18 protein-coding genes are annotated in these 22,158 nt (G+C 32.0%); all 18 read right to left on the bottom strand.

Annotated features, from left to right (window positions below):
* Window positions 1-41 precede the first annotated feature (41 nt).
* The 18 genes from VK90_RS02125 to tagD all read right to left on the bottom strand — a co-directional run bounded on the left by VK90_RS02125 (window position 42) and on the right by tagD (window position 21,936).
* Entirely contained in the window at window positions 42-1,238 is a 1,197-nt protein-coding gene (locus VK90_RS02125; protein WP_048370118.1) for a glycosyltransferase, read from the bottom strand.
* Between the two features lie 9 nt (window positions 1,239-1,247).
* Window positions 1,248-1,988 (bottom strand): glycosyltransferase family 32 protein, encoded by a 741-nt coding sequence (locus tag VK90_RS02120; RefSeq protein WP_048370116.1) that lies wholly within the window; start codon window positions 1,986-1,988, stop codon window positions 1,248-1,250.
* A 103-nt stretch (window positions 1,989-2,091) separates the two neighbouring features.
* Window positions 2,092-3,165 carry an EpsG family protein gene (locus VK90_RS02115; RefSeq protein WP_048370114.1) on the bottom strand — a complete coding sequence of 358 codons (1,074 nt, stop codon included), beginning with the start codon at window positions 3,163-3,165 and terminating at the stop codon, window positions 2,092-2,094.
* A 150-nt stretch (window positions 3,166-3,315) separates the two neighbouring features.
* The gene (locus VK90_RS02110; protein ID WP_048370111.1) at window positions 3,316-4,218 is read right to left on the bottom strand and encodes a glycosyltransferase family A protein; all 903 of its coding nucleotides are present in this window, start codon (window positions 4,216-4,218) and stop codon (window positions 3,316-3,318) included.
* A gap of 30 nt (window positions 4,219-4,248) precedes the next feature.
* The gene (locus VK90_RS02105) at window positions 4,249-5,340 is read right to left on the bottom strand and encodes a hypothetical protein (RefSeq protein ID WP_048370110.1); all 1,092 of its coding nucleotides are present in this window, start codon (window positions 5,338-5,340) and stop codon (window positions 4,249-4,251) included.
* A gap of 57 nt (window positions 5,341-5,397) precedes the next feature.
* Window positions 5,398-6,498, bottom strand: a complete 1,101-nt coding sequence (locus VK90_RS02100) for a glycosyltransferase family 1 protein (protein WP_082147751.1) — start codon at window positions 6,496-6,498, stop codon at window positions 5,398-5,400.
* On the bottom strand, window positions 6,483-7,637 hold the full coding sequence (locus tag VK90_RS02095; RefSeq protein WP_048370108.1) for a glycosyltransferase family 4 protein: 1,155 nt from the start codon (window positions 7,635-7,637) through the stop codon (window positions 6,483-6,485). The genes VK90_RS02100 and VK90_RS02095 overlap by 16 nt, the downstream gene beginning before the upstream one ends.
* Window positions 7,638-7,754: 117 nt before the next feature.
* Window positions 7,755-9,569 carry a polysaccharide biosynthesis protein gene (locus VK90_RS02090; RefSeq protein WP_048370106.1) on the bottom strand — a complete coding sequence of 605 codons (1,815 nt, stop codon included), beginning with the start codon at window positions 9,567-9,569 and terminating at the stop codon, window positions 7,755-7,757.
* A gap of 441 nt (window positions 9,570-10,010) precedes the next feature.
* The gene (locus tag VK90_RS02085; protein WP_025147080.1) at window positions 10,011-10,670 is read right to left on the bottom strand and encodes a CpsD/CapB family tyrosine-protein kinase; all 660 of its coding nucleotides are present in this window, start codon (window positions 10,668-10,670) and stop codon (window positions 10,011-10,013) included.
* A complete protein-coding gene (locus tag VK90_RS02080; protein ID WP_025147079.1) occupies window positions 10,660-11,358 on the bottom strand; it encodes a YveK family protein in 699 nt (232 codons plus the stop codon). Before VK90_RS02080 ends, VK90_RS02085 begins: the two co-directional genes overlap by 11 nt.
* Window positions 11,359-11,916: 558 nt before the next feature.
* Window positions 11,917-12,798, bottom strand: coding sequence for a UTP--glucose-1-phosphate uridylyltransferase GalU (galU, locus tag VK90_RS02075; RefSeq protein WP_048370104.1), 882 nt, complete (start codon window positions 12,796-12,798; stop codon window positions 11,917-11,919).
* 61 nt (window positions 12,799-12,859) lie between these two features.
* Complete coding sequence (tagH, locus tag VK90_RS02070; protein ID WP_048370101.1) at window positions 12,860-14,533, bottom strand: teichoic acids export ABC transporter ATP-binding subunit TagH; 1,674 nt, start codon at window positions 14,531-14,533, stop codon at window positions 12,860-12,862.
* A 15-nt stretch (window positions 14,534-14,548) separates the two neighbouring features.
* On the bottom strand, window positions 14,549-15,352 hold the full coding sequence (locus VK90_RS02065; protein WP_048370099.1) for an ABC transporter permease: 804 nt from the start codon (window positions 15,350-15,352) through the stop codon (window positions 14,549-14,551).
* 5 nt (window positions 15,353-15,357) lie between these two features.
* Window positions 15,358-16,554 carry a CDP-glycerol glycerophosphotransferase family protein gene (locus VK90_RS02060; protein WP_048370097.1) on the bottom strand — a complete coding sequence of 399 codons (1,197 nt, stop codon included), beginning with the start codon at window positions 16,552-16,554 and terminating at the stop codon, window positions 15,358-15,360.
* Window positions 16,555-16,600: 46 nt separating this feature from the next.
* A complete protein-coding gene (locus VK90_RS02055) occupies window positions 16,601-17,608 on the bottom strand; it encodes an NAD(P)H-dependent glycerol-3-phosphate dehydrogenase (RefSeq protein ID WP_002184556.1) in 1,008 nt (335 codons plus the stop codon).
* Window positions 17,609-17,732: 124 nt separating this feature from the next.
* Window positions 17,733-20,237: a glycosyltransferase gene (locus VK90_RS02050; protein WP_048370364.1), complete on the bottom strand. Its 2,505-nt coding sequence runs from the start codon at window positions 20,235-20,237 to the stop codon at window positions 17,733-17,735.
* A 131-nt stretch (window positions 20,238-20,368) separates the two neighbouring features.
* A complete protein-coding gene (locus VK90_RS02045) occupies window positions 20,369-21,535 on the bottom strand; it encodes a CDP-glycerol glycerophosphotransferase family protein (protein ID WP_156185343.1) in 1,167 nt (388 codons plus the stop codon).
* 5 nt (window positions 21,536-21,540) lie between these two features.
* Window positions 21,541-21,936, bottom strand: a complete 396-nt coding sequence (gene tagD / locus VK90_RS02040; RefSeq protein WP_048370090.1) for a glycerol-3-phosphate cytidylyltransferase — start codon at window positions 21,934-21,936, stop codon at window positions 21,541-21,543.
* Window positions 21,937-22,158: the final 222 nt, after the last annotated feature.

Below are 22,158 nucleotides of genomic sequence, written 5' to 3'. Positions count from 1 at the left end.
TTTAAAATTTTTGTAGTTGTACCAGTACACTTAATAAACTTTTAAGCCTCCATAATTTCATACAACTTATTTAATTCATACTTATTACTATAATCAGTATTACTACAATTGTTAGCTAACTGCTCTCTTACGGTAGCATCCCTATACAATTTTTCTATTCCATCTGCTATTCCTTCAACGGATAATTCCGTAATATATCCGTCAACCTCATTTTTCACTTGACTGTTTGCGGTTGTATAATTTGTAATTAGGACTGGTTTTGCAAGTATCTGAGCCTCTCCTACTGTAACAGCTTTTCCCTCATATCTAGATGGTTGGACATATAAATCAGCTTCTTTTATATATGGATATGGATTAATTTGCTTTCCTAGCAACACAAAGCTATTTTCTAATTTCAAATCCCTTATTAGATTTTTAATCATTGTTTCGTCTCCACCATATCCAACTACATACCAGGCTATATTCTCATAGCCTTTATCTTTCAATATCCTTAAAGCCCTAACAGCATTATCGATTCCTTTTGCATGAGATAGTCTAGCCACAGTTATAACTTTAAAACGGTTATCAAGAAGCATAGGGGTATCTATTTCTTCATTCGCCATGTCTCTAATAAACTGCGGGGAGGTTATATTTTCCATTACTATAACCTTATTTTTTAATGCACTATATTTTTTTAAAAATGAATTTTTGCATGCTTCTGATACAGCTACAATATAATCAAATTTATTCCATACTTTTAAATCCATCTCTATATCTGTCTCAATTGTAGAATAATCTGTATGAATCCATGCTATTTTTTTCTTAGCCTTGACCTTATCTGCTACAAAATAATGCGGCCACAAATAACTAATTGCAACATCATACTCTTTATCTAGTTTAGGTAAAAATGGAATAGCATATTTCCACATTAATTGCATTTGATAATATCCTGTCTCTACTATTCCTTTAGCTTTTCCTGCAAAACGAGTATTTATCTTAGATAAAATTCTAGAAAATCCAATGCCATACTCTTTATCCTTTAAAGTTTCTCCGATTGACTTCCTAAAGGTGGTGTATTGTGGAACTTCTTCTAATAAATTTACCTTGTTACAAACTAATTCCATAAAATCCCCTTGATGCCTATACAGCATTAAATCAACAGCGTATTTTTTGTAATCAAAACCCTCAAGCATACTTATAAGGCTTCTTTCTACTCCTCCAACTTCCATATCAAATGAGGCCACCAGTATATCCTTCATATATGCCTCCTAATTTTTTGTAACAAATTTTCTTATCCGCGCTATATTTTCTCCACCTATAACCTTAGATGCTAACAGTTTTAAACCACTCTTCAATCTCGCTTTAGGTGGTAACCAACTTTTATAAAAATGATGCATTGCATATGTATTTGAGGTAATAAATTTTCTACAGTTAATATAATCATATGGAGAAAAATATGTTTGAGGATAGAAGGCTCCTATCCCACTTATTTCTTGATATTTTCCATTCAACTGTAATCCTTTATTTTTTAGTATCTCGCTTATAATGGCCACATTGGTTAAACTGTCATACTTTCCATCCTCTTTAATAAAACTTTTTTCTTCGTATGAATCTAGAAACATTTTTATTAACACATTTCCTTTAGTGGCTCCTATTGTACTTGTAGCTATATAGTTCTCTTGTTCAAATCCCCAAAATGAATCATGATGTAGCATATCATCAAAAGATTTGAATACCTCCACATCCGTATCTAAGTAAATTCCTCCAAATTTATAAAGAGCGTATACTCTTACATAATCACTTACAAATGCAAATTTTTTGTATTCATAGGCTTCCTTGACATATAAATTACAATTTATATCAAAATTATCTTCATTCCACTCAATTATTTCATAACCAGCCAAATTCTCTTTCCAACTATCTATACATTTTTTTACTATTATTGGTTTTTCTCCTTTACCAAACCAACAATAGTGAATGATGCGTGGAATCTTTTCTGTAAATGCCAACCCGGTATCCCCTTTCTAAACTATATAGAATAATATACCTATACACCTAAATTTCCATATTTCATTGATCAACTAGTCATTAACATATTTCACCTTAAAAAACTTAGAAATTTAAAAAATTACTTTTATAAATAATGTTTAATGTTATTACATTCTCGTATGCATAGAAAATAAAATAAAATACTAATATTGCATAATAAACTAGTTTTTGGTCTTTATCAGTAAATAATTTTATAATCCATGAAATTAAAATTAATTGGTATAATCCAAAATATATAGAAAATCTTGCAAAAATCCAATTTTGTGTTGAAATTATCATGAATACAAGTCCTAATATAGACATATTTACTACATAGTCACTTTTAGGAAATATTTCCCTGAGTTTCTCTCTTCCAATGTAAGCAATAATAATTGGAGGAATATTAACTCCAACTCTAAGTATATTTGCTCCGCCCTCAGAAAAGTTCTTGTAATCTCCATACTGACTATCTCCTATGACTGAGAATAAGGTATCTAAAAATTGATTAAACCCTATAACTATGAGTACAGAGCAAAAAAGGGTTACATACGTTTCCCATGACCATGCTTTTCTCCTAATCATAAAATATATTGGAATAAGGATAAGTGCAGTTTGATGTATTGTTGATGCAAATAGAATAATTAGAATATACTTTTTCCAGTTACCTTCAAATATATATTTTGTTGCAGCAAAAATAATTGCTGCTGCAAGAAATTGCCTTATCCCATTCATTGATATTAAATACATTCCACCTGTTATATATACATATAAACTTAATTCGAACATTCTTGTATATTTATATAAAACCAATACAATAAGTACATTTGTTATTAGTGCCGTTACAAAAATCAATATTTGAGGGTCATTAGAGAACTGTTTTAAAATCATCTGAAGCACATTAAAACCCATATCTTTTCCTTCTTTTATATGTTCCCAATCAAACGTATCTTTTTTATAAGAATACATATAAAAAAAAGTATCCCCGATATTATTACGGAGACCAGACACCATTACAAGAATAACCATTGTTAAAAATACTAACAGCTTATTTGGCTTTGATTGAACAATGTGTGGTCCCATTATTACAGGAGTAGAAAAATATCTTGCTAAAAAAGAAAGAATATAAACTAAGGCCAGCGTAACCCAAAATATAAACATTTTTAAATTCCTTTCATATTATAGATTGTAAATATAAAACTCTTTGCTATTCTTTAACCAAATAATTCAATAATATAACCTATCAGTCCTATATTTCTCTTACAATCTAAATACATATGACAATAAAATACACAGTTAATTAAAGACCTACTATTTATTTTTCAAAACAGTAGCTTTACTTGTCTTTTGAATATAAAAATGAAGCATAATCCCAAAAGGTGTAGCCACCAAAGTAATAAATTTACATGGGGACTCAATGAGAAATTTATAGTTTTTGATCATCAAGTTGCTAGATACATAATGTATAGATTCTCGAAATTTTTCTTTTAATGTAGGAGCATATTTCATAGCAACTTTTCTAAAGAATGAGAACCCTTGGGGATTTTTTCTATATTGCTTAATAATGTTCATGCTAGATCCATCTGCTAAATATTCAACATGACAAAGAACTTTATTCATGATGAGTAACGGATGCTCTTGATCAATAAGAATATATTTATAACTTAGAGGACAGTACTTTTCGCCCGGAAATATTGGATATGGTGGGGTTTTTCGTGTTAACTCTGATCGATAAACTAACTTTTTATCACCTGTGACTTTATATTTCGCATGCAAATCTGTCAGTTTAGATTCCTTCACATGTTCCGGCATCATCGTTCCAATAACTTTTCCATTTGGATTAGCGTCTAATCCTATTATTCCAGCGTAATCATTACTTCCATACTCCTTCCAAAAACGAGTGATATTTTCAACGGCGTCATCCGCCATATAATCATCAGAATCAATACAAACATTAAGTTCCGTATCAATTAATTCGTAAGCAGTATTATGTGCCCCGTGCATTCCCTGATTCTCTTGATAATGATACTGAATTGAGATACTGCCTTGGGAAATCCAATTTTCTATTAACTCTCTTGTATCATCTGTAGATCCATCATCAATAATTAACCAAACAAAATCCTTACTTGTCTGTCGCTTTAAACTTTCATAACATAAATGCAGCGTGTAAGCACGGTTAAATGTAGGTGTAAAAATTGTAAGAGTAGGTTTCAATTTACATCTCTCCATCAATCATCTAATCTATTAAAATTCATCCCCTAATATTGTTAATATACTATTTAATACTAATCTATCAGGTCTTACATATTCATGGTAATATCTATAATTGTTAATCATCATTTGATATCTATAATTTTCATCATTTGATAAAGTATATATTTGATTTATACACTCTTCTGGTGTTTTAAAAACAAGATAATTTTGACCATCACGAAAATCACCTGGGACTTCATAATGTAATTCTTCTGTTACTATAGCCTTGCTTGCTGCAACATACTCTGCAAATTTCCAACCAATAGATTGATGTAATCCCATAGTTGCAATACAAATTGCAGATTCTTTTACCTTTCTTAGGTAATTATTCCGTTCAGTAGCTTTTCCGTCTTCTATAACAATATCTGCATAATTTTTATATGCAAATTCTGATGGTGCTACTCCTCCATAAAATTTATCTCCAAACTCTTTTCGACAAAGTCTAATGCATGTTGCTCGAAAATCATTAATATATGCACGTTCTTCCTTTTTATTCGAAGAAATTTGCCCTTCATAATCTCCATTTACATCCCATAGCCTAGCCATAAAAAGAATTTTTGAATCTATTTCTTTATGAGGTATATCTTCAAAAGAATTAATACGATATAAACCATTGTAATATTGAGACAACGGAACCTTCCGTATTATTTTCTTAATTTTCTCCCTAAGTGGATCTTGAGGCATCGGTGAATGCGCAATATTTCCAGGTATTGTAACCATATAATTTAATCCAAGAGGATAAATTTTTTCCTTATGCCTTAACTTTGAATTATAAAAACTATTAAAACTTCGCTTAAAGTAAAAGTTGTATTTTTCTAACAACACATTCATAAACTCAACATAATCCTGATTTTGCTTAAGCAAATTATCATAACCATCATTAAGATCATATAACACTCGAGTTTTCCCGTTGATTATAACTTCCATCATATTATAAGGTAATTGATCTTGATGATTCTTACTAAGTTTCTCTATCCTCAAGTCTATTACTCCTTGTTGAGCAAGTAGAACAAAACCTGCAGTTATATTATAGAGATGCAGCGGAACTTCTCCTAGCCTAAGACAACATGAAACTCTTGACATCATTGTGCTCCTTTTTAATCCTTTAGACATTATTTAAAATATAGAAGTTACTATTAATTAAAGCGCTTGAAGATAAAAATTCTCAAGCCAAGTAGCCGATTCACTTATATCATATCCTTCTTTCTTGATATACCCTTCTACATCTTGCATACGTTTATTGGCATCCAATATATCCTGCGCCCATATTTCGGGGGAGGTATTTATGCTTTCAAAACTCACTAGACCTGCTCCCATGTCTACTTCTTTAGTTATCGCATCCGAGATTACACAAGATAACCCGGCTCCTTGCGCTTCTATAAGAGTAACAGGCAATCCTTCATGAATGGATGGGAATGCAAATACATCAAAAGCTTGAAGTAAATGGTCGATATCGCTCCTTATGCCAAGAAACTTTACATTAGCCCCTAAATTTAATTCTTCCACTTTTTGTTCAATCTTTACCCGTAACGGACCATCCCCCACCAAAACAAGAACGGAATCTCCTCTAAGTTTAACTAACTGAGCAAACACTTCTATAAGGAATTCATGATTTTTTTGATGCGCAAACCTTCCTACATGCCCTACTACAAAGTTATCAACTGTAAGATTTAGTTCCTCTCTTATCTGTTTTCTAATTTCGGGGGAAAATGAAAACTTTTCAGGCTCAATTCCATTTTTTAAAATCGTGGCAGTATCTGTTTTACCTGCAAATAACCAGCGAGATGCTGCATCCGAGCATGCTAGAAGATGTGTCGCACTTCGTAATATATACTTCCCTGCATACCACTTATATACTTTCGCAGCAACTCCCCCTTCACTGCTAGTATTGTGACTATGTGCGATACGAATTGGTATACCTGCTTTCTTAGCTGCACGTAACACAAATCCACTCATCTTATCCATGTGGGAGTGTACAATCCTATATTCTTGATGAGATTCAAAAAAATTATCTAAAGACTTTATGTATTCGTTATGACCACTATCAGTAATATATGGAATCCTGTGCACTTTCCCACCTAATTCTGATATTTCTGTATCGAAAACACCTTCCTTACAAGTAAGAAAATCAAACTGCACTTTATTTCGATCTATATTCCGGTACAAGTTCATAATAAGGGTTTCTGCACCACCACGGTTCATATTGACTACAACATGTAAGATTCTTAATGGACAATCCAATCTAACGCCTCCGTTCCACTCATAAACATGGTGTAAATATAGCTCTTTTCTTCTAATACTTTATTGACGGCATAATTATTTTTAATAATCTCACGACCAGACTCTCCGAATATGCCTTGTAAGCCACTATTTTCAGCAAGATATTTTATCTTTTCTGCCATTGTCTGTATGTCTTCACGACCTACTATCCAACCATTTACACCATTTTGAATTAACTCTTTATGGCCCCTGTTCTCACTGGCTATAACAGGCAATCCGCAAGCCATCGCTTCCATAATATTAACTGGTAACCCCTCACGTAGACTGGATGCAACAGAAATATCACAAATAGGTAAAATTTTTGCAATATCATTCCTATAACCAAGGAAATCTATCATTTCAAATACACCCATTTGTTTAGCCAAATTTTTGCAATCATTTATCAAAGGACCATTCCCAGCCAATAGAAGCCTCGCATTGGGAACATGATCTTTTATTAAGGCCAATGAACGAATCAAAAACTGCTGATTTTTATTTTTATTAAACTCAGCCGCATAAAACATTAAAAAATCATCCGGTTTATAACCCATCTCAATCCTTAGACAATTCTTTTGAGCCTCACTAACTGGTTTAAAATATTCTGTGTCCACTCCCACCCCATGAATTTGTTCAATTTTAGGTACTTTAAACCTTCGCTGAACAGCCAAGTTATAATCTTCTTGGTTAATTGTAATGAGGCAATCTGTATAATTTGCTAGCATTTTTTCAATTGGATAATATAACAGCCAATTTGCAAGCGGGGCACCTTTACAAAAATGAAATCCATGCGCAGTATATAAAACTTTTGTTCCATGCTTTCTAGATTTTCTTGCTGCCAAACGTGCAACGGCTCCCCCCATCGGGGTATGACAATGAATAATTTTATATTGATTTTCATCAATAATCTCTTTCAGCTCTTTATAAGCCTTAATATTCTTAAATTGCAAAGGTGACCTTTGAATAGAAATGTCATACTTCTTATCCACATATGGAAGTTCTATGTTGCCAGCAGCAGCAACATGGACTTCCCAGCCTTGTTCTTTAAACCATTTCATATACGGCAAATGAAATGCTTTAAAGTGAAAGTCTACCGTCGCACAAAATAATACTTTATTTTCCATATATATATCACCCTACAATTGTTATATTGTAACTAACCACCTGTGCATACTTCATTCTCATTTCTCTACATAGTAAAACATAAGTCTAAGCATATATATGCAGATCAAAATCCATATTTACATCATATTTTGTGGAGTTATATGACTATTTGCCAATGTCAATACACGTTTTCTTAATTCCGTCTTCTCGAGATTCTTATAAGTTTGGAGAACTGCTTCAATTTCGTTTATACAAAGGTTCGATGTTTTACCTATATAAATTTTAGGATGAATTTGTTGTTCATGTATTTCTTCTTTTTTCAATAGTTCTTCAAAGAGCTTTTCTCCAGGTCTTATTCCAGTGAACTCTATTTGTATTTCTTCTAGGGAATTTCCTGATAATGTAATTAAATTTTTTGCAAGATCTACTATTTTTACAGGATCCCCCATATCTAACACAAATATTTCTCCACCTTTAGCTAATGCACCAGCCTGTATTACAAGCTTGGACGCCTCTGGAATTGTCATAAAGTAACGAATCATATCTGGATGTGTAACCGTAACTGGACCACCTTGCTTAATTTGTTTTTTAAACAACGGTATAACACTACCGCGGCTTCCTAGTACATTACCAAATCTTACAGCCACAAACTTTGTATTACTTGTTTTGTCCAAGTTTTGAATTACCATTTCAGCAAGCCTTTTTGTTGCTCCCATTACACTTGTCGGATTCACAGCTTTATCTGTAGAAATCATTACAAACGTCTCGACCCCATTCCAGCTTGCCGCTTTTGCCACGTTCGTTGTCCCAATTAAATTATTTTTGATAGCTTCTTCGGGGTTACGTTCCATCAATGGTACATGCTTATGTGCAGCGGCATGATAAACAACTTGAGGCTGATATTGACTCATGACTGACATCATTTTCAGATCATCCTGTACATCAGCAATTTCTGTGGCAAAGACAATATCTGTGTCACCGTATAGCTCTTTCAATTCCATTTCGATAGAATAAATACTATTTTCACCATGACCTAATAAAATCAATTGTTTTGGGTTGAATTTTGCAATTTGACGACAAATTTCAGATCCAATTGAACCACCAGCACCAGTTACTAAAATAATTTTATTAGTAATAAATTCTGAAATACTTTCAATATCCAATTCAACAGGGTCACGTCCTAATAAATCGTCTACTTGGACATCACGAAATTCATTCACTGAAACTTTTCCAGTCACTAAATCCTCTAGCATTGGAAGAATTTGCGTTTTTATTTTTGTCTTGGAACATTCTTGAAAAATCATATTTAATGCTTTCTTGCTAAGTGAAGGAATTGCTATTATGATGCTATCGATATCTAATTGCTGAACAGCAAATTCAATACGGTCAATTCCTCCAATTACCGGTATTCCAAGAATATCCAACCCTTGTTTCTTTATATTATCATCTATAAATGCCACAGGCAGTAATTCAGTATCATTACTATTCAAAAGTTGCCTTACAACCATTGTACCTGCAGAACCCGCACCAATAATTAGTGTTCTTTTTTTGTTGTCCCCTTTTTGAATATAAGCATCTCTGAACATCCGCCATAGAAAACGTGATCCTCCAATTAGTAAAATATGAATCATCCACGTTACAACAAGGAGACGGAAATAAATATCTTGAACCAATATTTGTTGTACTATCGCTGTTGTGATAACAGAAAGTGTGATTGCTTTTAAAATAATTAGCAATTCTCCTACACTTGCATACTCCCATGCTTTTTTATAAAGCTTATAAATAAAAGAAAAAATATGATGGCTAAGCAGCAGCGTCATTGCACTCACTACGATGGGAAATGTTATGACATTGAAATCAGCACTTACTAAGAAACGACTAAAGAAAACCGTAGTTAATACGATTAAGGAATCAATTAAAATTAATAAGGATAATCTCTGGCGATACGTCATAATAGGTCCCCCTCTCTAAATTTTTTATATATAATAAAAGGAAATCTTCATAATTGTTATCTTAGAATTAAAAGATTTATATATTGGACATGTCTAGCTAAACATATAGACAAGGAAAATAATCAATAACCAACTAATACAAAGTTCCTATCTACAAAATCCTTTAGAAAGACTTTCTAGACAAGAACTTCAAATAAGTTTGGGCATCCAACCCTCCCTCACACCACACTCTTGACGACTAACGTCTAAGGTTCTTCAACCCACAGTATGATCGAGTGTCTCCATTGATAGTGGTAAGGAGACATCACCGTACCCTATAATTCTTTATAGGTGGCCTTTCATTCTCTACTATAAAATATAAAAAAAGCTTCTCATCCTTACGTCACCCATTAGGAAAGCGTTGTATTATTATTTTATGTATAATCAATTCTAATAAATCTCTTATACTTTTTTATTTAGAATAGCCCCTACAAGCTTCCCTTTTGTTAAATCTAATGCCCTATTCGCTTCAACAACTGCTTCACTAGCAGTTTGATAGCAACTTAGCACCAATAATACCCCATCACATTGACTAGCTAGTATATTTGTATCTATAACCTCAAGAAGGGGCGAAGAATCAAATAAAATAATGTCGTACTGTGCTATTGCTTTGCTAATTAAATTTTGCATAGATGGTAAACTAAGCATCTCAGCTGGATTATTAATTTCGGGACCACTTGTCAATATATGTACATTTTTGATTTCTGTCTGCATTACCACTTTTTCTAATGCTGCTTTTCCCTCCAAAACATTTGTTAATCCAGATTTATTTTCCATTCCAAAAATCGCATGTAGTTCCGGAGTTCGTAAATCCGCATCAACTACTAAGACTTTTTCATCTTGCTGAGCCATAGAAACAGCCAAATTTGCCACAGTAGTGGTTTTACCTTCTCCATATCCAGGGGAAGTAATAATTATAGTTCTTGTTTTGTCAGTTCCAATTGCAAATTGAAGGTTAGTACGAATTGTTCGATAATCCTCAGCCATCTTCGATTTTGGAGCTATATGAGCAATTAAATGACTATTATCAAGGATACGGCTTTGTTTTTTATTATGAATCAAATGTTTTCCCCTCCACTATTACACTTTCTCTCTTACTTGTTTTATCTACTATATTATTTTTCTTCATCTGAGAAACACTTCCTAAAACGGGAACCGGTAATAATTTTTCAATGCTACGTTCCGATTTAATTGTTTCATCAAGAGAATCCAATATAAAGACTACTCCGACACTCAATATAAGACCGGCAGCCAAGGCCATCTCAATTGCTTTTGCATGATTCAAGTTTATCGGTAAAGGATGCTCTTGTACTTTTGCTTCTGTTAAGATGCGGACATTCGAAAAATTTAGGATAGCATTGGCCTCTTCTTTATAAACACTTGCTGTAGCATTGGCAATTTTGACTGCCTCCGCCGGATTAGTATCCACAGCTGTAATAACAAAAACCTGCGACTCTTCAATCTTTCCAACACTAACCTGTCCATTCAATGCATCTGCTGATTTTTGCGAATTTAATTGCTGGGCCACTTTCTCTAAAACAATAGGTTCCTTTATCATCACTTTAAGTGTAGCTATAGCATCAGCATTAGCTGGAATGAGGATTCTTGCAGAAGACGCATATAAAGGCGTTTTCATGAAAATGCTATATATGCCACCAATACATGCCGCTAATATCGTAATCACTGCAATAATCCAAAATTTTCTTTTTATAACATTAAATAAATTTTTTAAGTTTATTTCCTTTTCCATGTTTCCCCTCCATTACTGTCTATTTAACTAATAAAAAAGCTAATCGCTGGTAAATCAAATCGTATAACCTAAGTTAATTTTGATTATATCGAACATAATTTACTAAATCATAAGTAGAATAAATTTTCTGGGTATATATTTTATTCAGAAAATATATACCTTGTTTCTTTAATCTTAATATACTCATTTAATATTCATTTTAGTTCTTGATAATGAACCCGTCAATATAAATTTATACATCAAATCCAACAATTACCTTAGTATATTTAATTCAATTATCCTTATATAAATTCAAAAATAACTTCATAAATAATTATTTCAAACAAATTGATTAATTCGTATATTGATACATTATAAAAACTATTTAAAACTGAATTAAACAATATCTTACAAGTTTGACGACTGAAAAAAAGAAGTATTATTAAAAAGCTAATTCCAAAAACAGATTCACCTTAACTGTTTACCCAACATATTGATTCTGATCCATAAAAGTTTTAGCATCCTTTTCTACAAAAAAAGACTTCATTTCTAATGAAGTCTTTTTTGTATCGTTAAAGCTTAGTTACAAACCATTGCGCTTTTCACTAACTTTTTCATATAATCTAATAGCTCTTTTTTTAACTCTTCGTGTTGCAGTGCCATTTCAATTGTTGTTTGAATAAACCCTAGTTTTTCTCCGACATCATAGCGTTTTCCTTCGAAATCATATGCAAATACACGTTGAATTTCATTTAAACGCTGAATCGCATCTGTTAACTGAATTTCTCCCCCTGCCCCTGTTTGTTGATCTTCTAAGAACATAAAGATTTCTGGAGTTAACACGTAACGCCCCATAATCGCTAAGTTAGATGGTGCTGTTCCTTTAGCAGGTTTTTCAACAAATTTACTCACTTGATAACTGCGATCCTTTTGCTCTAGCGGATCAATAATACCATAGCGATGCGTTTCATTCTCTGGAACAGTTTGAACACCAATTACTGATGATTGTGTATTCTCATATTGATTCATTAATTGGCGTAAGCACGGCGTATCCGCTTGAACAATATCATCACCAAGTAGTACCGCAAATGGCTCATTTCCAATAAATTTACGAGCACACCAAACAGCATGTCCTAAACCTTTAGGCTCTTTTTGGCGAATATAATGAATATTGATTTTTGAAGATTCTTGTACTTTTTCAAGAGTTTCATACTTTCCTTTTGATAGTAAGTTTTGTTCTAATTCAAAGGAATGATCGAAATGATCTTCAATTGCACGTTTTCCTTTTCCTGTTACGATAATAATATCTTCAATTCCAGACGCAATTGCCTCTTCCACGATATATTGAATTGTTGGTTTATCAACAATTGGTAACATTTCCTTTGGCATTGCTTTAGTTGCTGGTAGAAAGCGAGTTCCTAATCCAGCTGCTGGGATAATGGCTTTTTTTACTGTTTTCAACGGTTAACCTCCTATAAATATCCAAATACTACATGCTCATTTAATATAATAACAAACTTTATTACTTTGAAATATCTGAAATTGATATTTCATTAATTATCGAACCAATTAAAGAAAAGTCAAAGTCAAATTTATTTGATCGATAAATAAACAGCGAATTATCTTCAGCCTTCAATTGTGCTTCACCCAATTTTCCAAATAAATTTTCTTTTAATATTTTCATATTTTTAATATTTATCTTCTGAACAATTAATTGATTATTATATACTATATCAATATCTTCATATTGAACTAATGTTCCAACTGCTAATTGTTTTTCATTTTTTGAATTACCTACTTTGTTAATTATCTCTTCTTTAGACTTTCCTAAAAAAGTAAGATACTCTTCTAAATTTGGAGTAATTCCATCTAATTGTTTTAATTTATCTAAAAATTCTTCATAAGGTATTGTTTGGTTATACGGAATCGATTTAACTATGGATTCACTAATCCAACCCTCTTCTCCATTCCCTAATGTGAATTTTAACCAATTAATATCTGATCCCATCTCTTTTTGCTGCTCTTTTACAACAAATGGAGTTCCAAACGATATCGTTCCAACTACTTGTCCATCTAAAGTTGGTGTACCCCTAATACGACCTTTTGCAGAGTTTACATACCGGACATCTAAAGATGCAAGTGGATTCTCCTCTTTTTTAGTACGTTCCACCTTACTTACTGGTTCTTTCTTCTGCTCTTTCGCCTGTAAAGAATATAGAATACTATCCTTTTGCCAGTAAGTTACCCCAACAAGTATCATTAATAACATAGCACCAATAATAGCACTTAAGAACTTTCGTCCATTTTTCTTTTTTGTATGATGTGGGCTTTGTTTTCCTAATAATGATAGGTGATCTACAACTTGAGCAGTGCCCTCTTTTTTCGTATCTTCATTGTTTATTAAATTTTTACCCGCCTGCTTCTCCATTGATTCTTTTTTAAACTTCTGCTGCTCTTCTCTACTCATAGCCTTGTACTCTTTTAAGAAGTTTTCATATTTCGGCATAATTTCTTGAATTGGACCATAGTCTTTAATTTCTCCATATTCTAACCATAAAGCCTTTGTACAAAACTTTTTCACTTGACTCAAAGAGTGACTGACGAAGAAGATAGTTTTCCCTTGTTCTTTAAACTCATTCATACGTTTCAAACATTTATCTGTAAATGTTTGATCACCTACTGAAAGTGCTTCATCAATTACAAGGACGTCTGGATTAATACTTACAGAAATAGCAAACCCTAAACGGGATTTCATTCCACTTGAGTATTTCTTGACTGGCATATCAATAAATTTTCCAATATCGGCGAATTCAATAATTTCCGGTGTCAACTTCTCAATTTTTTCTTTACTTAATCCCATCATCAAGCACTTTAGTTCAATATTTTCTCTACCAGAAAGTTGATTGTTCAACCCAGCTGCAATAGCAATAAGTGCAACTTTTCCTTTAATATCAATTTTTCCTTTTGTAGGTGGTGTAATTCCAGCAATTAAATTAGACATCGTCGACTTTCCTGAGCCATTTACCCCAACAATACCAATTACATCACCTTTTTGAGCTACAAACTCTAAATTTCTTAATGCATAAAAGTCTTCGCCAAATCCTCCAGGATATATGATATCCTTTAATTTATCTGAATTTTTACTGTGCATTTTGTATTTTTTTGTTACATTATGAAACCTGACTGATTCATTCATTTTTTACAACCCTCATTATAGATAATCTGCAAAGTGCTTTCTAAATTTCACATGTAATGCTGAGCCAATTAAAAAAGTAACAAAAACAAATCCCCAAAAATATAGCGCATAATTTATATCTTGGAAGAACCAATTTGTTCCTAATAAAGATGCCCGGTATCCATCAACAATATAGCAAAAAGGATTTAATTGCATAATCTTTTGGAAAATAGATGGTAGCCTTTCAGGAGTCCATACTATAGGAGTTAAATAAAATAACATTCTCATAATTGATTGAACAATCATTTGAGTATCTCTAACAATTGTCGCTAAAGTGGATGTAATTAGAGACAGTGAGCATACTAGCATAAGAGTGGCAAACATATAATAAACAAGCTGAATATAATGAATAGAAATTCCTTGTCCTGTTACTAAAAATAAAATTGTTATAACTCCTACAAGTATTACATGTGAATAAAAATTAGACATGATTACAAAGCTTGGAATAACGCTCATCGGGAAGCTCATTTTTGAAACCATATTTAACCTTGTATAAATTGACTTAGAAGCTTGCATCATTGCCGGATTTATAAAAAACCATACAACTAATCCTGCAGATAACCAATAGACGAAAGGAACTCCATTAACACCTTGTCCCCCTCTAATACCTAAGCCAAAAACAAACCAATAAATACTCATCTGTATTAGTGGATTCAAAAGTTCCCAAAAAAGTCCTAAGTAATTATTATTATTTGTACTTTTTACTTGATAAATAGATAAACGTTTAATTAAATATAAACTGCTTATCTGTTCTTTCAATACCATGATCATTGAGTTCATCTTTACTATGCCTCTCCGAAAAATATTTTCCTTACAGCTCGTTTAGAAGCACCACCATCTTCTAAATAACAATACTTATTATAGAAACTATCGTATTTCTCTGCAAATTCTCCCAATCCGTTTACTTCATACTTTACTATTTCTTCTAATACCGCTCTTGTATTCTTTACAATCGGTCCAGGGGCTTCTTCTTCCAAATTAAAATAAAATCCCCTTAATTTATCACGATAAGAATCAATATCATACGTATAGAAAATGATTGGACGCTTTAAATTTGCATAATCAAAAAAGACTGAAGAATAATCTGTGATTAACAAATCAGATATTACATATAGTTCGTTAATATCAACATGCTTGGAAAAATCGTAAACAAACCCTTTATATTTAACTAAATCAAATTTTTCTGCTACTAAATAATGCATACGTAATAAAATAACATAGTCCAATCCTAACTTACTTTGTAAGAGATCCAAATCTAGTTGTAAATCTAATTTATATCGTCCCTTACTATAAAATTGATCATCTCTCCATGTTGGTGCATATAAAATAATTTTTTTATCTATCGGTAAGTTATTATTCTTCTTTAAAGATTCTATTACTGAAGAATTGTTACTCTGATATAAAAAATCATTACGTGGGTAACCAACTTCTACGACTTCCTTTTGAAATTGAAATGCCCTTCTAAAGATATCTGTAGAATAGGTATTAGGTGAAAGTAGATAATCCCAATTTTGTGCTTCAAGATGAAAATTATGCTTATATTTTTCCGTTGTCGTACCTGGCATATGTACTTCTTTCATATCACCAGCTAATTTCTTTAATGGCGTACCATGCCAAGTTTGGATATATACCGTATGTTTTAGTTTAGGTAACCATAAGGGCATTCTACTATTTGTAACCCAATATTTTGAACGCGCCAACAAAATAAACCAACGAATCGAGAACCTTTTTACATATGGGATATTTTCTTTATCAAATTGCACTGTATGGTTTTTATTTACACTCCATATCATTTCAAAATCCATATTATTTTGTAACATATATTCATATATAGCCCGTGGATTACAGCTATATTGTTTTCCAGAATAACTTTCAAATAAAATTAATTTCTTTTTGGGAGGCAAACAACTACAGAATAGAAATACTGCCTTACATAATTTCTTTACAATACGGTGATTTTTTATTCTTCTTATAAAACTCATGTCATTTACACACCTTCTAATTCAGTCGCTTCATACTTACGATACATTAACGCGAAACCTCGCCTTTTCCCGTTCTTCCCATTAATGTGTCTACCTCTTCTTTTGCATTTTTCCCATTAAACAAAACATTATATATTGCATTCGTAATTGGCATTTCAATATTCATTTTTTCAGCTAAATGATACGCTGCCTCAGCTGTACGAACCCCTTCTACTACCATACCCATATTTTCTAATACTTCTTCTAAATTATGACCTTTTCCAAGTAAATTTCCAGCTCGCCAATTGCGACTATGAACACTTGTACAAGTCACAATTAAATCACCTACACCTGTTAATCCTGCAAAGGTAAGCGGATTTGCTCCCATCTCACACCCTAATCGTGTAACTTCAGTTAGTCCCCTGGAAATTAAAGCTGCCTTCGCGTTATCTCCGTAACCAAGACCATCTGAAATTCCTGCACCAAGGGCAATAATATTTTTTAGTGCCCCGCCCAATTCAACACCAATCACATCTCGATTTGTATAAACACGGAAATTTGTATTCATAAATAGCTTTTGTGTTTTTTCCGCAGCCTGTAAATGATATGACGCAGCGGTTACAGTAGTAGGATGACGAAGACTCACCTCTTCTGCATGGCTCGGTCCTGAAAGAACAACAACACTTTCTATTAACTCTTTCGGCATCTCTTCTTCAATCATTTCTGATATACGTTTAAATGACCCTGGTTCAATTCCTTTACTTGCATGAATAATTGTTATCGGTTGTTTTACGATGTCCTTCAGTTGCTGCATTACACTACGAATTGATTTCGTTGGGACAACTAATAATATCGTATCTATCCCATCCATTGCTTCCGCTAAGGACTCATACCCTTTTATTGTTTTAGAAAGCTGAATCCCAGGTAAATATGTTTCATTTGTATGCTTCTCATTAATTTCATGGATTTGTTCTGCTTTATTTCCCCAAATTCGCACTTCATGCCCATTATCCGCTAGAACCATAGATAGTGCTGTTCCCCAGCTTCCTGCACCAACCACTGTGATTTTTTTCAAAATAAGCCCCCTCTTATCACCTTAACAACGTTAAAAATATCACTATTTATGCAAGAAGCTAAGTGATATAAACATAATTCACTTAGCTTCCATATTTCATTATATTTTTTAATTTGATTACGCTCTACTTCTCTTTAAGAGTGCATACTTCATCGTAAAACATTTCAAGAGCATGCCCATTATACTTTTGAAAATCAAATTCTTTAAAAGATGTTTTACTTAATATAAACTTTTGCATCCCAATTACTAAACCAGTAATGTTATTTTCAACTAAATCCCCATAGCCTTTTTCCAAAATGCTCCTTGATCCTGCAATATCAGTAGCTATAATAGGCTTTCCTAATATTAAAGCCTCTAACAATACCATTGGTTGTCCCTCGTGATTAGACGAGAGAACAAAACAGTCACATTGATTAATAAGTAAGAAAGGATTACTCATTTGACCAGTAAAAATCACTTTGTCCTCTAGATTTTTTTCTCTCACTAAATTCTCTAATTCTTCTTTTAAAACTCCATCTCCAATAATATAAAGCCTAATATTATCATAGAGTTCCGTAACTTGTGCAAAAGCATGTATAAGCTTTTTCTGATCTTTTTCAGGTGACAATCTTCCCATATTAACAAAATTAATGTTCTGTTTTTGGGGCATTTCAATTCCTCTAATTTCAAGCTTACCATTTCCGTGAATATTTTCTTTTAATAAATATTCTTTCCCGTCATATTTATATATGTCGCCTTCTTCAATCTGTTTAAGTACTTTATTAGGGTCAATGGCATTATGGACATACACACCTTGTTTTAGTGTAATATAATCCTTCAAATTCTTCCTATTTAAGTTTCTTGTGTGTTCTGCAACAGCTACTATTTTATCAAACTCCTTATACAACGGGAAAATAATATTTAAATTAGCTCTATGCTTAAATTTACCTTTAATTTTTTTAGAGTATTCTGCCCACATATCATTATGTTGATAGATATTTCTCTTTTTAAAATCTCCAAAAGCAAATAACAATGTCCAAAATGGAACATATCCACTAAAGTCAATAGCTATATCAAATTCCGCATTACCAAATAACCTTGAAATTTCACGCTTGTATAGTTGCTTTGGTAGCGCCTTCTGAGCTCTTTCATTCTTTAGCCCCATTTTCATAACATAATTATTTTGATAAGATTCTTTTAAAGTGGTGTTTAAACTACCTACTCGATAAAACCTTTTCACATTCGAATTAATTTGATTGAAATTATCTCTTGAAATTTGATCATACTTCCCTTTATCAATAACTGCCACATTGTATTTTGAGTAATCAATATTATTCAAAAGGTTAATAACTGATGTGGTAATTCCATTATTCAAAAACCCACCACAGTACATTAGAATATTTTTCTTATTCTCATTTGTGACTTTATATACATTCTCCGTATGTTTTCCTCGGAAAATAATCTCAATCGCTCTTGCTGTAGCATTTCCATCATCATGATAGCAATATTCTTTTAATATTTCTTGGTATTTAAAACTGTAATCATTTTTTACACTCTCAATTTTTTCAATACTACGAACAACTTCGTCTACCGTATAGCATATTGGACCTGGCATATCTTCTAATTGAACGTATAAACCTCGTTGCTCTTCATACGCTTCCTTATCATACGTTAAGAAAATGATTGGTTTTTCTGTTACCATATAATCAAAGAATATACTAGAGTAATCTGTTACTAAAACATCTACTATTGACATCAATTCATTGGAATCTACCCAATCTGGTATACAAATCTCTCGTAAGCTTTCATCATCTTTAATAAATTTATATGTCAATGTATGGACTTTTAACAGGAGTTGATAATCACTAGGTATTTCAGAATACATTTTTTTCACAATATTGTTAATCTCATCCTTAATATTACTTACCTGATTTACTCCTCCTCTCCAAGTCGGTGCATATAAAATTATCTTTTTCGTTTCATCAATTTCTACAAATTCCTTTAAGTATTCTCGTACTTCTTCCGGGTTTACTTGTAGAGTGAGGTCAATTCGAGGATAACCTTCATCGACAACATAACCATTGTATAACCCTTCTAAATCATGTGAATTTACAATGGTATCTGCAGTAAATTTATTAGGATTTAATATATAGTCACAATGCATAAAATTTCTTTGAATATTTTTATGTTGCCCTATTTCGCCCTTCATATCCTTTCCTAATGTTTTAATAGGTGTTCCATGCCATGTATTAACATAGATTTGTCCCTCTTTTTTCTGGAAATAAGGTGGGAATGTAGTATTGTTAATTAGATATTTTGCTGTTGTTAAATATTTTAAATACTCTTCACTATGAACTTTAACGAACTTAACATTTTTTTTATTTTCATACCGTTTAGCATAAAAATTATTTCCATCATTTAATGCCCAAACATGTGTATAACCCTTATACTCTGGATTATCAATAATTTTTTTAAAGATTGCGTATGGACTATCTGTCATACCTTTACCATGGAAAGATTCATATAATATAACTTTCTCATCCAAGTCTAATTTCACATAAAAATCAGTGTACTTAACAGTTCTCTTAAACCCTTGGTCATTCGAATATTTTTTCAGCGGACCTGATAAAAAATTAATACGATTTTTCATTCTGTTAATCTTTTTCTTGAGTTGCAATATTAAAACCCCTCTTTAATTCATTTATAAAGTATACTTCCTATAAAAAGTCTTTTATCTTTTCCTCGAACACATCCTTATTATAGAAATGCATGACTACCTTACTATTTCCCTTTAAAAAGCATATTTACAAAGTACTTACTTGAATCACCTATCGAATACTCATTCCATTTCAAAGTAAAATTATTTATACTATCTATTTTGAACTTACCATCTGTTATCACCTGTACCACCTCCTCAGTTGTATAAACAACTGGTCCTGGCACATCAGATACATAATCACCAATAGTCCCTCTTTTTTTCATATATTTCTTTAAATCGTATGCAAAAAAGATCATTGGTTTATTTAATAAGCAGAATTCAAATGGTATGGAGGAATAATCAGTGACTAATATATCCGTCACTAGAAATAGATCATTTATATTTGGATAAAGGGAATAGTCATATAAAAATCCCGCATACTTTTCCTCATAATTACATATGTTTCGTATTGCTGGATGTAATTTAATGATGAGAATATACTCACCTTTCAATTGCCTATACATCTCATCGATATTTAGATGTAAATCAAAATCTACTAGTTCTTTATCCCTAAAAGTTGGCGCATATAAAATAACCTTTTTATCTTTTAGCTTTGGATTTACTATAAAAATATTATCTTTAACTTTCTGTTGTCTCTGTTCATCAAAAAACAAATCCGTCCTCGGAATACCTGTTTTTAATATATTATTATCAGATAGAGCAAAAGCTTTCTTATAAATGTCAGCAAGCGCTTCTGACCCTACAACAATTTTATGGAAGTTTTTATAAACATCCATAAATCTGTTTTGAGCTCGTAGACTTCTTTTTTTAAAAGAAGGAGCTAATAATCCGAATTTTTTAAAAGCACCTGCTGCATGCCATATTTGAATACACTCTACGCCTTTTTTAAATTTAATTTTTGCTAGCGATCCAAAATAATTATCAACAATGACATATTGAGAAGTAGATAAATGATAGACAGATTTAATAGTGTGGAATATATTCCTTGTTTCAAATTTATAAGATTTCACATTCGAGTAGTTGTCCACTTCATATTTACATGTAGATTTATATAAAAAAACCACCTCACAATTTATACCTTGGCGTTGCATTTCCTCATAAATAAAAAATAAATTCTCACCATAAGACATAATAAAAGTTACTTTCTTTTTAATTGGAAACACTTTCATCATACTATGTAAAATTGCAACTAAGATGAGATAGATTTCTACCATTATTTCTCTAATCATTTATTTTATCTAGCAACTTGCACTAGTTCCTTTTTAATTTTTGTTGTTGAAATTCCAGCTGTACGTGGTAAATAGACGACTTCACAGTATTCACTTAATTCGTCAAATTTCCCTTCCCAATCATCACCCATAACAAATGTATCTACGTCATGATTAACAACGTCTTTTACTTTCTGCTCCCAACTATGCTCAGGAATCACCTCATCCACATAACGAACCGCTTCTAGAATCATTTTACGATTCTCATAGCTATGATAAGATTTTTTATTTTTTAATTTGTTAAATTCATCTGAAGAAACTGCAACAATTAAATAATCGCCGAAATCTTTCGCTCTCTTCAATAAGTTAATATGTCCCCAGTGCAATAAATCGAAAGTCCCATATGTAATAACCTTTTTCATAATCGCGCCCCCTGTGAAATGTTCTTATTTTATAATTATTCACTTTAGAAATATATTCAAACTAGAGTGTCCCTTGCACCTATGTACGATAAGAAGGACTCAAATCCCCCTATGTAAATCTAAAACAAATTTACATAGATTTTACATCAAGTTCACACGAAATTCACACGAATGATTATAACATAATTTTCATTTACAAACTATGACAATAACCTAACAACT

This window comes from Bacillus sp. LK2 (genome assembly GCF_001043575.1).
Lineage (GTDB): Bacteria > Bacillota > Bacilli > Bacillales > Bacillaceae_G > Bacillus_A > Bacillus_A paramycoides.
Note: the sequence above shows the minus strand (reverse complement) of the source record. Positions and strands in the feature narration are given on the sequence as shown.

Coding starts and splice junctions, on each gene's coding strand:
- VK90_RS02060 (WP_048370097.1), bottom strand. CDS start 16,554: ATGAGTTTTATAAGAAGAATAAAAAATCACCGTATTGTAAAGAAATTA.
- VK90_RS02105 (WP_048370110.1), bottom strand. CDS start 5,340: ATGTCAAGAGTTTCATGTTGTCTTAGGCTAGGAGAAGTTCCGCTGCAT.
- VK90_RS02090 (WP_048370106.1), bottom strand. CDS start 9,569: ATGACGTATCGCCAGAGATTATCCTTATTAATTTTAATTGATTCCTTA.
- VK90_RS02115 (WP_048370114.1), bottom strand. CDS start 3,165: ATGTTTATATTTTGGGTTACGCTGGCCTTAGTTTATATTCTTTCTTTT.
- VK90_RS02050 (WP_048370364.1), bottom strand. CDS start 20,237: ATGAAAAATCGTATTAATTTTTTATCAGGTCCGCTGAAAAAATATTCG.
- tagH (WP_048370101.1), bottom strand. CDS start 14,533: ATGAATGAATCAGTCAGGTTTCATAATGTAACAAAAAAATACAAAATG.
- VK90_RS02125 (WP_048370118.1), bottom strand. CDS start 1,238: ATGAAGGATATACTGGTGGCCTCATTTGATATGGAAGTTGGAGGAGTA.
- VK90_RS02095 (WP_048370108.1), bottom strand. CDS start 7,637: ATGGAAAATAAAGTATTATTTTGTGCGACGGTAGACTTTCACTTTAAA.
- VK90_RS02045 (WP_156185343.1), bottom strand. CDS start 21,535: ATGATTAGAGAAATAATGGTAGAAATCTATCTCATCTTAGTTGCAATT.
- VK90_RS02065 (WP_048370099.1), bottom strand. CDS start 15,352: ATGAACTCAATGATCATGGTATTGAAAGAACAGATAAGCAGTTTATAT.
- tagD (WP_048370090.1), bottom strand. CDS start 21,936: ATGAAAAAGGTTATTACATATGGGACTTTCGATTTATTGCACTGGGGA.
- VK90_RS02080 (WP_025147079.1), bottom strand. CDS start 11,358: ATGGAAAAGGAAATAAACTTAAAAAATTTATTTAATGTTATAAAAAGA.